Origin of the sequence: Streptomyces sp. NPDC004111, from assembly GCF_042874215.1 — a bacterium.
Taxonomy (GTDB): Bacteria; Actinomycetota; Actinomycetes; order Streptomycetales; family Streptomycetaceae; genus Streptomyces.
On the sequence record NZ_JBIAMU010000008.1, the window covers coordinates 203,088 to 216,611 of the forward strand.

Consider the following 13,524-nt stretch of genomic DNA (forward strand, 5'->3'; position numbering starts at 1 on the left):
CGGTGTTGTCGTTGTGCCGGTGGGGCGGGGCCGGGGGCTCATGAGAGCACCTGGGCCGAGAAGTCGGCGGTCACCGGGGTCTGGCCCGGTGCCACCTTGAGGGTGACGACCATGGTCATGCCGCCGCCGGGGGTGTCCTCGGCGGTGAGCGTGCCGCCCATCGACTCGACGAACCCGCGGGCGACCGCGAGGCCGAGGCCGACCCCGGCGCCGCGCGGGACGTCCCCGTAGCGCTGGAACGGTTCGAAGATGCGTTCCTTGTTGTCGTCGGGGACGCCGGGGCCGCGGTCGGTTATGCGTACCTCGACGCGGTCTCCGAGCGCGCTCGCGGAGACGGTCACGGGGAGGTGTTCGGGGCTGTACTTGACGGCGTTCTCGACGAGGTTGGCGGCGGCCCGCTCCAGCAGGCCGCGGTCGACGGCGACCATCGGCAGGGTTTCCGGGATGTCCAGGTCCACGCTGTCGTCGGGGACGCCGACGAGTGCCATCGGGATGACCTCGTCGAGGTCGGTCTCGCGGATCAGCGGGGTGACGGTGCCGGTCTGCAGGCGGGACATGTCGAGGAGGTTGCCGACGAGGTGGTCGAGCCGGTCGGCGCCCTCCTCGATCCCTTCCAGGAGTTCGGCCTCGTCCGCCTCGGACCAGGACACGTCGTCGGAGCGCAGCGAGGTGACGGCCGCCTTGATGGAGGCGAGGGGGGTGCGCAGGTCGTGGCTGACGGCGGCCAGCAGGGAGGTGCGGATCTTGTTGCCCTCGGCCAGTCTGCGGGCCTCCTCGGCCTGCCCGACCAGGCGCTGGCGGTCCAGTACGACGGCGGCCTGGGCGGCGAACGCGGCGAGCACCCGGCGGTCCTCGGCGGGCAGTACGCGGCCGGACAGGGCGAGCGCCATGTGGTCGCCGACGGGCATGTCCACCTCGGCGTCCTCGGGGCGCTCGGCGGGCCGGGGGCCGACGCTGCCGGCGCACGTCCAGGGGTCGACGTCGCTGGTGCGCTCCAGGAGGGCGACGGACTCCATGGCGAAGGTCTCGCGGACCCGCTCCAGCAGGGCGTCGAGGCTGGTCTCGCCGCGCAGCACACTGCCCGCGAGGAAGGACAGGATCTCCGACTCGGCGCGCAGCCGGGCCGCCTGGTGGGTGCGGCGGGCCGCCAGGTCCACGACGGAGGCGACGGAGACGCCGACCGCGAAGAAGATCACGATGGCGACGATGTTCTTGGGGTCGTCGACGGTGAGCGTGCGGGTGGGCGGGGTGAAGAAGAAGTTCAGCAGCATGGAGCCCGCCGCGGCGGCGGCCAGGGCCGGCCAGAGGCCGCCGAGCAGGGCCGCGAGGACCGTCAGGAAGAGGTAGAGCAGGACGTCGTTGGCGAGGCCGGGGCCGTTGTTGATGCTGAGCAGCAGCAGGGTCAGCAGGACCGGGCCGAAGACGCCGACGAGCCAGCCCGCCAGGATGCGGGAGGCGCCGAGCCTGGCGCCGCGGGCGACCGGCAGGCCGCGGCCCTTGGCGACCTCGTCGTGGGTGACGATGTGGACGTCGAGGTCGGGCCCGGAGTCGCGGGCGACGGTCTGTCCCACGCCGGGGCCGAAGACGTACTGCCAGGTCTTGCGGCGGCTGGAGCCGAGCACGATCTGGGTGGCGTTGACCCCGCGGGCGAACTCCAGCAGGGAGCTGGGGACGTCGTCCCCTATGACGTGGTGGAAGGTGCCGCCGAGGTCCTCCACCAGGGTGCGCTGGACGGCCAGCTCCTTGGGGGAGGCGGAGGTCAGGCCGTCGCTGCGGGCGACGTACACGGCGAGGATCTCGCTGCCGGAGCCCTTGGCGGCCATCCGGGAGGCGCGTCTTATGAGGGTGCGGCCCTCGGGGCCGCCGGTGAGGCCGACGGCGATGCGCTCGCGGGCCTGCCAGGTGGAGCGGATGTTGTGCTCGCCGCGGTACTGCTGGAGGTACTCGTCGACCCGGTCGGCGACCCACAGGAGGGCGAGTTCGCGCAGGGCGGTGAGGTTTCCGGGGCGGAAGTAGTTCGAGAGCGAGGCGTCGATCTTGTCCGGCTGGTAGATGTTGCCGTGTGCCATGCGGCGGCGCAGCGCCTGCGGCGACATGTCGACCAGTTCGATCTGGTCGGCGCGGCGCACGACCTCGTCGGGCACCGTCTCGCGCTGGCGCACCCCGGTTATCGACTCGACGACGTCGCCGAGGGACTCCAGGTGCTGGATGTTGACCGTGGATATGACGTCGATGCCCGCCTGGAGCAGCAGCTCCACGTCCTGCCAGCGCTTGGCGTGCCGGGAGCCGGGGACGTTGGTGTGCGGGAGCTCGTCGACGAGGGCGACGGCGGGGGCGCGCTCCAGGACGGCGTCCACGTCCATCTCGGTGAAGGTGGTGCCCCGGTAGGCGATCTCGCGGCGCGGCACCTCTTCGAGGCCGTGCAGCATGACCTCGGTGCGCGGCCTGCCGTGGTGCTCGACGAACGCGACCACGCAGTCGGTGCCGCGCTCCACCCTGCGGTGGGCCTCGGAGAGCATCGCGTACGTCTTGCCGACGCCCGGTGCCGCACCGAGGTAGATCCGGAGTGTTCCTCGTGTCCCGCGTCCCATGGCCTCATTGTCTTTCAGGTGGACACAGGCGGCCTGTGTGCGCTGCTGCCGACCTTACGTCCAGCGATCGGGACAATGCGGACAGGGTGTGGGCGTGCGGAGGGGCCTTGACGCGATTCTGATGCGCCGCGCGGGCAGGCCCCCCCGGCGGCTCAGCCGGTCGCCGCTCCCCCGGCTGCCGCTTCCCCGCTCGCTCCGTCCGCCGCCGCTCCTGCCGCCGCGTCGCTCTCGACGATCCGGCCGTCCCTCAGCTCCAGCACCCGGTCCGCCAGGCCGAGCAGCTGGGCGTCGTGCGTCGCGACCAGGGCGGTCACTCCTTCGCTGCGGACCACCGCCCGCAGCAGTTCCATCACCGCGAGCCCGGTCTCCGCGTCGAGCTGTCCGGTCGGCTCGTCGGCGATGAGCAGGGCGGGCCGGTTGGCCAGCGCGCGGGCGATGGCCACCCGCTGCTGCTGTCCGCCGGAGAGCTCGCCGGGGCGCTGCTGGGCGTGGTCGGCGAGCCCGACGAGGCCGAGCAGCAGGGCGACCCGCTCCTCCCGCTCCTTGGGCTCGGTCCTGCGCAGCCGCAGCGGCACCTCGACGTTCTCGGCGGCGCTGAGGATCGGTATCAGTCCGAAGGACTGGAAGACGAATCCGACGCGGTCCCTGCGCAGCTCCAGCAGGCCCCTCTCGTCGAGTGCGCCGATGGCGGTGCCGTCGACGGTGACGCTGCCGCCGTCCGGCCGGTCGAGGCCGCCGACCAGGTTGAGCAGGGTGGTCTTGCCCGATCCGGACCGCCCCTTGAGCGCGACGAGTTCCCCGCGCCCCACGGTGAGGGAGACCCCGCGCAGCGCGTGCACGGCCGCCGCGCCGCTGCCGAAGGAGCGGTGCAGGTCGTGGACCTCCACCATGGGGGCGTCCCCCGGCACCGTGGCGGTGCCCCCGCCCGTGGCCGCCGCCGTACCCGTGCTGTCGGTCATTGCCCGCTCCCCCGCTCGTACCGCTGGTGCTGTCCCTGTGCCCAGTGTTGCCCATGCCTGTGACAACGGGCATCAGCCTGCCGGACGATCGTCCGTCCCGGCCGGGGTGCCGTCCGCCCACACCCCGACGTGGTCGTGCTCGGCGGTGAGCCGCACCCGGCCGCGCAGCCCGTACCGCTCGATGTGCTCGCGCGGCAGTTGCAGCCGCCCGACCCGGTCAAGTACGGCGAACTCCTCGCCGCCCGGGTCCCCCTCGGCGCGCAGCGTCTCGGTCGCGGTGCGGCCGTCCCTGATCCGTACGGTGCGGCCGACCTGCTCGGAGACCAGGGGGTCGTGGGTGACCACGAGGACGGTGGTGCCCAGTTCCTCGTTGGCGCGGCGCAGGGCGGCGAAGACGTCGGCGCCGCTGGCGGTGTCGAGTTCGCCGGTCGGCTCGTCGGCGAACAGCACGCGCGGGCCGTTCGCGCTCGCCACGGCGACGGCGACGCGCTGCTGTTCGCCGCCCGACATCTGCTGCGGGCGGCGGTCGCGGCAGTACCCGACGCCGAGCGCGTCCAGCAGTTCCCCGGCGCGCGCGGTCCTGGTGCGGCGGGGGACGCGGGCGTACTTCATCGGCAGGGCGACGTTCTCCAGGGCGGTCAGGTAGGGCAGCAGGTTGCGGCCGGTCTGTTGCCAGACGAAGCCGACGGTGCGGCGGCGGTAGCCGAGCCGTTCGCGGCGCCCCATGGACAGCAGGTCGTGCCCGGCGACCCTGGCCCGTCCCGCGGTCGGCAGGTCGAGGCCGGAGAGGATCGACAGGAGGGTGGACTTGCCGGACCCGGAGGCGCCCACCAGGGCCGTGCACTCGCCCTCCTCGACGACCAGGTCGAGCCCCTGGAGCGCCTGTACCTCGACGTCCTGGGTGCGGTAGACCCGTACCAGGTTGTCGCAGAGGATCAGTCCCTCGTCGGCCGCGGGCCTCGCCGCCGCCCTGGCGCGGGCCTCCAGTACGTCGAGCCCGGTGACGTCCGTTCCGGTCATCCGTGTTCCCCCAGTCGCAGTACGGCGGTGAGTTTGCGGCGTCGGGCCAGCACCGTCTCCACCGCGACGGCGGCGGCGACCAGCAGCAGGAATCCGGCGCCCAGTGCCGCGGTGGTGCCGTGGTCGGCGCGCACGGCGGGGGCGACCGGTCCGCCGGTGAAGCCGTGCAGGTCGAGGGCGGGTCCCAGCAGCGCGGGCAGGAACAGTCCGAGGACGGTCCCGCCGACCGCCGCCGCGAGCACCATCGGGACCAGTTGCACCAGGTGCAGCGCGCCGGTGGCCCGGTCGCCCAGTCCCATGGTCCGCAGCCGGGCGGCGGTGCGGCCCCGTTCGGGCGCGGCCAGCAGCAGGTCCAGGACGAGGGCGACGAGCGCCAGCAGCACGGTGAACGCGGTGCACAGCCGGAACGCCGAGGTCAGCGCCGCCAGTACGCCGTCGCGGCCGGCCGCGTCCAGTTCTTCGGTGAGCACCCGCAGCCGGCCCACGGTGGAGTCGGGCGCGGCCCGGGGCACCAGTGCGCGCAGTGCGGGCCGGTCGATGCGGGGCCCGTACAGCAGCAGGGCCGAGGCGCGCGGGGCGACGGCGCCGAGCCCCTTGAGCAGCGCGCGGTCCGTGAGCAGGAGCGGCACGTCGGACCCGTCGCGCACCGGTCCGAGCGTGCGGTCGCGGTACGTGCCGGGCGGCAGCGGGCCCACCACCTTGACGCGTACGACGGTGCCGCGGACCCGGGCCGCGTAGACGGCGCCCTCGCGCAGTCCGGGGCCCGCCAGTACGGGGATGTCGCCGCCGTCCGCCCGCAGGCCGGCCAGTGCGCGGCCGACGGCGGAGCCGGGGACGGCGGCGCGCAGGGCGGCGGAGTCGAGGGAGACCAGGTCGACGGTGCCGTGGTTGGCGCCGTCGCGCGCGTCGTTGAGGTCGGCGGTGCGCCGGTCGGTGGTGAGGCTGTGCTCGATGCCGGGGGTCAGGGCGATCTGCCGTACCGTGCGGGCGTCGAGGCGGTCGGCCGCGTAGGAGGCGTCGGCGCCGGTCTGCCAGCGGGCGGTGTCCTCGCGGCCCTCGACGAGGCTCTGGCCGACGATGCCCGCGAAGACCGCGGTGGCCAGGGTGGTGACCAGGACCAGCAGGGCCAGGGCGCGGGCCGGGGCGTCCTGCGCCGCCCGGGACAGCGCGACCATCGGTACGGTGCCCCGACCCCGGGCGGCCCAGCGGGCAGCGGCCCGTACCGGCGTCGGGTAGCAGCGCACCAGCAGGACGACGGCCGCGACGCCCAGCAGGGCGGGTACGGCGGCCATCTGGAGGTCGGGCTCCGCGACCGCGCCGCGCGCGTGCAGGGTGTACACGCCGGCCGCGGCGAGCAGCAGCAGCGACACCTCCAGGGTCAGCCTGCGCAGCGCGGCCCTGCGGGTGCGGCCCGTGCGGGTGCGTACGGGCGCGTGCAGGGCGCCGTCGCGCAGCAGGTACCAGGTGACGGCGGGCAGCATCAGCCAGCCGGCGGCGGTGACCGTCACCGCGGGCAGCAGGGCGGGCGGCGAGGTGCCCGGCGGGGCGAGCCGCAGTGCGGCGAGCACGCCGGCGGCGCCGCCGAGGAGCACCAGGGGTGCGGTGCGCAGGGCGGCGGCTCCGGCGAGCCGGGTCGCGGAGGCGCCGCGGGCGCGGCGCAGCCGGTCGTCGGGGAGCCGGCGGCGCAGGGCGAGCAGGGCGGTTGCCGCGCAGGCGGCGAGGCCCACGCAGAACAGCGAGACCGGGGCGAAGGCGATCATCACCCGGGCCCGTGCCCAGTCCCGGTCGAAGTCGTCGAGGATCCGCGGGAGCGTGCCCAGGTCCTGCAGCTCCTTGGCGGGGTGCTCGCCGAGCCGGCAGTCGTAGCCGCCCAGGCCGAAGCTGGGGATGCCGCAGTACAGCTGGGACGCGTCGTCGAGGTACCGGGGGACGGCGCGGCGCAGTGCGGCGCGCCCCTCGCCCGTGACGAGCGTGGTGGCGGTGGGAACGTCGAGGTGCAGCCGCAGCCGCCAGACCGCGATCATCGGCAGGGTCGCGTCCTCCTGGAGCTGTTCGGCGGCTGCCGCGCCGATGACCGCCGCCGCCTGCCAGGCGGCGGACTGCCCTCCGGGCGCGGTCAGGGGGGTGGCGAGCAGCGGGGTCTCGCGGAGCAGGGGGCTGTCGGCGGGGCGGAAGAAGCCGACCACCCGGGCCCTGCCCGCGACCTCCTTGGTGTTGGGCGCGGGGACGAGGTCGAGGCGGTCGCCCAGCCGCAGTCGCAGCGCGTCGCGGGTGCGGGTGGAGACGGCGATCTCCAGTGCGCCCTCGGTGGTGGACGGGGGCCGCCCCTGGACGTAGTCGCCGGGCTTCGGGCCGTCGTCGGCCAGGTGCAGGGTGAAGGAGGCGGCACCGCCGGGGGTGCGGGCGGCGCCCGCGGCGATCTCGATGCGGACCGATTCGGGGGTCACCCGGCCCTCCAGCGGCGGCGGGGCGGCGGATTCGAGGAGGGAGCGGTTGGCCCTGAGGTCGTCGAGGAGTTCGCCGGTGACGGGCCGGCCGTCGCCCACCTCGCGGAAGAGCGCCTCGAAGCGGATCGCGGGGGCGGTGCGCTGGGCATGTTCGACGCGGGCGGCGAGCGCGCGCCCGGCCAGCGCGTCGACGACGGCGGGTCCGGCCGCCGCGGCCAGGGAGAGCAGCCCGACGAGCACGGCGAGGCAGCACGTCAGGGGCAGCTCGGCCCGAACCCGCCGCAACAGCGACCCCCGGCCAGGCCCCCGACCGCCCGGCGCACCCCGGGATTCCGGGGCTGCTCCCCGCCCCCCGGACGCACCCCCGGAGCCGGCCGCCGCTCCCTGGCCCTCGGCCGCACCCTCGGCGCCCGGCACCGCTCCCTGGCCCTCGGCCGCACCTCCCGAGCCAGCCACCGCCCCCTGGCCCTCGGCCACACCTCCCGAGCCAGCCACCGCCCCCTGGCCCTCGGCCGCACCTCCCGAGCCAGCCACCGCCCCCTGGCCCTCGGCCACACCTCCCGAGCCAGCCACCGCCCCCTGGCCCTCGGCCACACCTCCCGAGCCAGCCACCGCTCCCCGGCCCTCGGCCGCACCTCCCGAGCCGGCCGCCGCTCCCCGCCCCTCGGGAGCAACCCCCGATTCCGGCGCCGCTCCCCTGCTCATCGAAGCCATCCCGGGCTCCCGGTCCGGCGCCGGTTCCCGGGCGTCCCCGGCCGTCCCCGTCATCGGTCCTCCCCCGCCCGCGTCATCGGTCCTCCCCCGCCCTCAGAACCCGTGCCAGGTCGGTGCGGGCCAGGAACCGTGCGGCCACCGTCACCACCGCGCAGATCAGTGCGGTCGTGGCGGCGACGGTGACGGCGACCCGGCCCCAGGGGATCTCCGTCAGCAGCCACGGGAAGACCGGGTTGCCCGCATCGTCGACGGTGACCAGCGGCATGATCAGGGAGGCGAGGACCGTGCCCAGGGCGGTGCCGAGCACGGCGGCCACCGCCGCGATGCACAGCTGTTCGGTCCACAGGTAGGCGGCGAGCTGTCCGCGCCGCAGGCCGAGTGCCCGCAGCAGGGCGAACTCGCGCTGTCTGGCACGGGCGGACAGGGCGGTGTGCAGGGTGAACGCCACGACCGCGAAGGCGGGTGCGAGGACCAGGCACAGGGTGAGTGCCCCGCGCGCGCCCTCGCGCAGCGGGTCTGCGGCAAGTTCCCGCCGCTGGTGGGCGACGTCGACGGCCTCCCCGTACCTGTACTGCCGTACGGCGTCCAGCGCGGCGGCGGAGTCGCCGCCGCGCACCGACACCCACCAGGACTCCTCGCGCTCCAGCAGCTGGCCGTTGGGCACGAGGCGGGCGGCGAGCGCCCGGGAGTCGGCCAGCAGCCGGGGGACGTCGCGGGACGCGCCGGGCACCGCGGCGATCCGGGCGGTGATCCGGACGTCGACGGTCCGCACGCCGCGCAGGGAGACCTCGACGGTGCTGCCGACCTTGCTGTCGGTCGCCTTCAGGAAGGCGTCGGAGGCCAGGACCGGCAGGGCCCCGGTACGTTCGGCGTCCGGGACCAGGGTGAGCTGCCGCTTCGGGTACGGGGCGGGCAGCATCGGACCGCGCAGCGCCCCGTCCAGCAGGGTCCCCGGCCGTGCGGTGTCGGAGCACAGGACGGGGTCCGGCGGGCCGTCGGGGCCCGGCGCGGCGGGCGGACGGCCGGGGCAGCCCGCCCGGCCGGCGACGACCTTGCTGCCCCGCTCGGAGTCGAGCCAGACGGGGCGGGCGGTGAGCCCCGGCACCTGGTCGACGGTCAGCCGGTAGGTGCGCTGCACGCTCTCGCCGTCCATGCGCACGGCGAGCTGGACGAGCCGCAGCGGTCTTCCTTCGGCCGGCCGGACGGGGAGCGGCAGCGAGACGGTCTGCGGCCGTCCGCCGTTGACCGGGAGGGGCACCGTGCTGCGGTGCGCCAGGCCGTCGGCGTCCTGAAGGACGACGGTCAGTCCCAGCGGCACCGCCCTGCCGGGTCCGTCGGCCGACAGCCGCACCCGCATCGGCAGCCGGCCCCCGTACGGGCGCAGCGCCTTCGTGTCGAGCACCGCCCCGTGCCCGGGGACGTCCCGTCCGAGGGGGGCGAGGAGTTCGCCGATCGGCCGCCGCGCCAGGTCGGGGCGGAGCGCGGGGACGACGCCGGCGGCGGTGTTGAGCGAGGTGACGGCAATGGTCTCCTGGCCGAAGCCGCCCTCGGTCTCGAAGACCGGTGTCAGAGCGCTCGCCCGGGGCAGCGCGGCGTACTTCGCCCGCCGCTCGCCGGACGGCGGCCCGTCGCTGTGGTCCGGCACGATGCGCAGGTCGGAGCCGGTCGCGAAGGCGGCCTGGTCGTGGTCGCCCCGGTCCAGGATGGCCAGCGAGGTGCCGCTGAGCGCGCCGACGGCCAGGGCGAGCGCCACCACCAGCAGGGGCCCCGCGTGCCCGGAGACCCGCCGGCCCACCTGCCGTCCGCCGAGCGACGGGACGAGGCCCCGGGCGCGCCGGGCGAGGGGCTCCGCGAGCCGGGCGGCGACGGGCAGCAGCCGCAGGGTCAGCAGCGCGGCGGCGCAGGTCATGGTGACGGGTGCGAGGACCAGTACGGGGTCGACCCCGGCACCGTCGCCCACCGGGCTGCGGTACTGGCGCAGCTGGAGCCAGCCCAGAACGGCGACGGCGGCGAGGGCCAGGTCGGTGCCCGCCCGCTGCGCCCCGGACAGCCTGCCGGGCCTGCGCCGCAGTTTCCCGACGGCGGCCCGGTCGGCGGCGGTCCGCAGGGCGGGCGTCAGCATCGCCGCACCGTGCACCAGCACGGCCAGCAGGGCGAACGCCCAGCCGACCGGCAGCAGCGCCGACCCGGGCAGCCGGCCGGGGACCAGTCCGGCCCGGCCGAGACCGGACAGCAGCGGTCCGGCCAGGAAGGGCGCGGCGAGCCCGGTGGGCAGGGCGACGGCGGCCCAGTGGGTCACGCCGGATCCGGCGATCCGGGGCGTGCCCGCACCGCGTGCGGCGAGCAGGGCCAGTTCGGGGCGCCGGTGCTCGGCGAGCTGCCTGGCGGTGAGGACGAGCGCGGCGGCGGCCAGTGCGGCGAGCAGGCTCGCCGGGATGTAGAGACCGGCCCGGGAGACCAGGATCGGTGTTTCCAGCCGGCCCAGCGCGATCGGCAGGGTGCCTTCGACGGTGAGTGCGACGCCGTCGGGTGCTCGGCTGCCGAGGAAGACGGAGAGCCCGGTGTCGCTGCCGACGAAGGTGCGCAGCCGCTCGCGCAGCGGCTCGATCCCGCCGAGCCTCAGTCCCTCGGACCGGGGCACCGCGAGCCACAGGTCCTTGGCGTTCGAGGCGAACCGGGGTTCGGCGAGGAACGCCGCGCGCGGTACGAGCACCAGCCGGTCCGGGCTCCCGAAGGAGCCGGCGAGTCCGCGCCACAGGGCCGGGTTGCCCGGCCGGTTGTCGTACGTCCCGGTCATCCGCGCCTGGACGCGCCGCCCCTCGGCGACGACCAGCCCGAAGGTGCCGCCGGGCCGCACCCGCAGCCGCCCCGCGAGGTCCACCGGCAACGCGGCCTCCACCGGTCCCCCGGCCACCCCCGGCCACCGCCCCTCAACAAGCCGCGCGTCCCCGCCCCCAACCCCTGCGGCGCCCCCGCCCCCACCGCGCGCGGCCACTCCGCCCGAGGCCGTTCCAGTTCCCTGCCCTCCGGCCCCGGCAGCTCCGGAATTCCGCCCTCCGGCCCCGCCCCCACCGCTCACGGCCACTCCGCCCGAGGCCGTTCCGCCTTCCTGCGCCCCGGCCTCGCCCCCGCCCCCTGCGGCACCCCCGCCCCCTCGCCGCGCGTCCGTGCCGACGCCCTCCAGGGAGACCACCGCGGCCGTCAGGTCGTCCCGTTCCCGGCCGGACCCGTCGACCACGCCGAACTCCGTCGCGAACGAGCGGGGTGCCCGCAGGGCCGCCGCGGTCCGGTGCGGTACGGGTCCGAAGTTGCGGCGGACCGCCTCGCGCACCGCGGGGTCCGTCCGTGCGTGGCGGGTCGTCGCGCCGTCGCGCTCGGGGACGTGGTCGCCCACGACGGTGAGCACCGCTCCCGGGTCGGCGGCCAGGCGCCGCTGGGCACCGCCCTCGACGGCGGTCTCGGTCAGCGAGGCGAGTGCCGCGAGCACCGTCGCGGCGAGCAGCACCGCGAGCGCCGCCGCGCAGAGCACCAGGGCGTGGTGCCGCGCCCAGCGCACCACGACGGGCGCCCTCCCGCGCCGTCGCCAGCTCACAGACCGATTCCTCCCCCGAGTGATCCGCCACAGTATGGGAGGCCTCCCACGCACCACGCAACGGCCCGGAGCACACCAACTTCCCTGCACAGGAGGGGAATTGCCGCCTCCGCCGGGGCGGCCGGAGACGGACCGCCGGAGACGGGCCGCCGGAGACCGGGCGGCGAAACGGCCGGTGGCCCGCACCCCCGAGGGGTACGGGCCACCGGCCGCGTACGACAGCCGGAGAGAACCCCGGCCGGGAAAGGACTTCAGCGCACCTCGGTGATCTCCGGGCCGCGCTGCAACTGCCCCATGCCGCCGGAGAAGCGGGACTCCGCCTGCTCCTCCTGCTGGACGCCTTCGGCGACCATCTGCGCGTCGTCGGGCAGCTTGAGGACGATCGGGTCGCGCGGCGCCATCGGCCCCTCGCCCCGGACGACCACGGTGTCGAGGAAGATCTGCTCCAGGACTCCGGCGGCCTGCGGCTGTACCGCGCCCTGACCGGAGATCACTCCGCGCAGGAACCAGCGGGGCCCGTCCACTCCGACGAAACGCACCAGCTGCACACCGCTGTTGCCGTCCGGCAGCTGTACGGGGACCTGGGCGCGCAGCTCCCAGCCGAGCGGTCCCTCGACCTCGTCGATGACACCGCCCTGCGAGGTGATGCCGGTGGCGATCTCCTCGCGGACCTCGCCCCAGATGCCTTCCTTCTTCGGCGCGGCGAAGGCCTGCAGCTGGATGGCGCTGTCGCTCAGGACCACGGTGGCGGCGACGATCGCGTCGCCCGCGACCTCCACCCGCAGCTCCATGCCCTCGACCCCGGGCACGAAGATGCCGCCCAGGTCGACCCGGTCCTTGCCGGGCTCGGAGACCTCGGAGACGTCCCACGGGCCGTCGGGCCGGGGCGCCGGCGGCAGGTTCACCCGGTGCGCCTCGCCGTCCGTGTCCTCGAAGGCCCCGCCGGTCTGTGCCTCGTCGGCGACCTGCTCGGTCACGCCCGCCTGGTCCTCGGCGGATTCGCTCTTCTTGCGACGTCCGAACACGTCACTGTCCTTCCCGGTCGGTAACGACCGAAGCGTATGAGTTCCCACCCGTTGAGTCATCCGGGCCATCCACCGAGCCGTCCGCCGGAGCGCCCGCGGGGACGCCCACCGCGGCGTGGCCGCCGGTGGACCCGAAGCCCCCCTCGGCCCGTGCCGAGCCGGGAAGTTCCGCGACCTCGTGGAAGCGCACCTTCTCGACCTGCTGGACGACCAGTTGGGCAATCCGGTCGAAACGCTCGAACCGCACGCTCTCGCGCGGGTCCAGATTGACCACGATCACCTTGATCTCCCCACGGTACCCGGCATCCACCGTCCCCGGGGCATTCACGAGGGCCAGACCGCAGCGGGCGGCAAGACCCGAACGCGGGTGCACGAAGGCGGCGTAACCGTCCGGCAGCGCGATCGAGACGCCGGTCGGCAGCACCGTCCGCTCGCCGGGGGCGAGTTCGCAGGCCTCGGTGGTGACCAGGTCGGCCCCGGCGTCACCGGGGTGGCCGTACGACGGAAGCGGTACGCCGGGATCGACCCGGCGGATGAGTACGTCGACGGGGTTGCGGCTCATGGGTTCACCTCGAAGGCGCGGGCGCGCCTGGCCTGATCGGGGTCGGCCATCGCCGCCCGGATCTCCTCCGGGCGGCCGTTGTCGATGAAGTGGTCGACCTTGACTTCGATGAAGAGGGCGTCCGCGCGGACCGCGACGGGCCCCTGGGGGCCGCCGATCCGTCCGGTCGCCGTGGAGTAGATCTTGCGCCCGTGCACGGCGGTGACCTCGGCGTCGAGGTGCAGCACGGTGCCGACGGGCACCGGGCGGACGAAGTCGGTCTCCAGCCGTCCGGTCACCGCGATCACCCGCAGCAGCCAGTTCAGCGAGCCGAGCGTCTCGTCCAGCGCCGTCGCCAGTACGCCGCCGTGGGCGAGCCCGGGAGCCCCCTGGTGGGCCGCCTGGACGGTGAACTCGGCACTGACGCACACGCCCTCGCCGGCCCGCGCCTGGAGGTGCAGACCGTGCGGCTGTCCGTCGCCGCAGCCGAAACAGTGCTCGTAGTGCGCGCCGAGAAGCTCTCCCGGGGCCGGGGCGTCGGGGTGCCGGACCGGGGCTATGGCCTCGGCCGGGGGCGTCAGGGCCGTGGAGCCGGCCGGGCGTCCGGGAGTCGCCTCCCGGGGGTTCTCAGTACT

Annotated in this window: 8 protein-coding genes; all 8 read right to left on the minus strand. The window is 75.5% G+C overall.

Annotated elements, in window-relative coordinates:
* Positions 1 to 38 precede the first annotated feature (38 nt).
* The 8 genes from ACFYVL_RS17950 to ACFYVL_RS17985 all read right to left on the minus strand — a co-directional run bounded on the left by ACFYVL_RS17950 (position 39) and on the right by ACFYVL_RS17985 (position 13,449).
* Complete coding sequence (locus ACFYVL_RS17950; protein ID WP_389245731.1) at positions 39 to 2,591, minus strand: ATP-binding protein; 2,553 nt, start codon at positions 2,589 to 2,591, stop codon at positions 39 to 41.
* 152 nt (positions 2,592 to 2,743) lie between these two features.
* The gene (locus tag ACFYVL_RS17955) at positions 2,744 to 3,550 is read right to left on the minus strand and encodes an ABC transporter ATP-binding protein (protein WP_389245733.1); all 807 of its coding nucleotides are present in this window, start codon (positions 3,548 to 3,550) and stop codon (positions 2,744 to 2,746) included.
* Between the two features lie 72 nt (positions 3,551 to 3,622).
* Entirely contained in the window at positions 3,623 to 4,570 is a 948-nt protein-coding gene (locus ACFYVL_RS17960; RefSeq protein WP_389245735.1) for an ABC transporter ATP-binding protein, read from the minus strand.
* On the minus strand, positions 4,567 to 7,302 hold the full coding sequence (locus ACFYVL_RS17965; RefSeq protein WP_389245737.1) for a hypothetical protein: 2,736 nt from the start codon (positions 7,300 to 7,302) through the stop codon (positions 4,567 to 4,569). Before ACFYVL_RS17965 ends, ACFYVL_RS17960 begins: the two co-directional genes overlap by 4 nt.
* A 502-nt stretch (positions 7,303 to 7,804) precedes the next feature.
* A complete protein-coding gene (locus tag ACFYVL_RS17970; RefSeq protein WP_389245739.1) occupies positions 7,805 to 11,323 on the minus strand; it encodes an ABC transporter permease in 3,519 nt (1,172 codons plus the stop codon).
* A gap of 251 nt (positions 11,324 to 11,574) precedes the next feature.
* Positions 11,575 to 12,348 (minus strand): DUF3710 domain-containing protein, encoded by a 774-nt coding sequence (locus ACFYVL_RS17975; protein ID WP_389245741.1) that lies wholly within the window; start codon positions 12,346 to 12,348, stop codon positions 11,575 to 11,577.
* Position 12,349: 1 nt separating this feature from the next.
* Entirely contained in the window at positions 12,350 to 12,910 is a 561-nt protein-coding gene (dut, locus tag ACFYVL_RS17980; protein WP_389245743.1) for a dUTP diphosphatase, read from the minus strand.
* A complete protein-coding gene (locus tag ACFYVL_RS17985; RefSeq protein WP_389245949.1) occupies positions 12,907 to 13,449 on the minus strand; it encodes a PaaI family thioesterase in 543 nt (180 codons plus the stop codon). Before ACFYVL_RS17985 ends, dut begins: the two co-directional genes overlap by 4 nt.
* Positions 13,450 to 13,524 lie beyond the last annotated feature (75 nt).

What these genes read in the sequence shown, in the direction of transcription:
- ACFYVL_RS17950 (WP_389245731.1), bottom strand. Translation starts at nt 2,591, where the DNA reads ATGGGACGCGGGACACGAGGAACACTCCGGATCTACCTCGGTGCGGCA.
- ACFYVL_RS17955 (WP_389245733.1), bottom strand. Translation starts at nt 3,550, where the DNA reads ATGACCGACAGCACGGGTACGGCGGCGGCCACGGGCGGGGGCACCGCC.
- ACFYVL_RS17960 (WP_389245735.1), bottom strand. Translation starts at nt 4,570, where the DNA reads ATGACCGGAACGGACGTCACCGGGCTCGACGTACTGGAGGCCCGCGCC.
- dut (WP_389245743.1), bottom strand. Translation starts at nt 12,910, where the DNA reads ATGAGCCGCAACCCCGTCGACGTACTCATCCGCCGGGTCGATCCCGGC.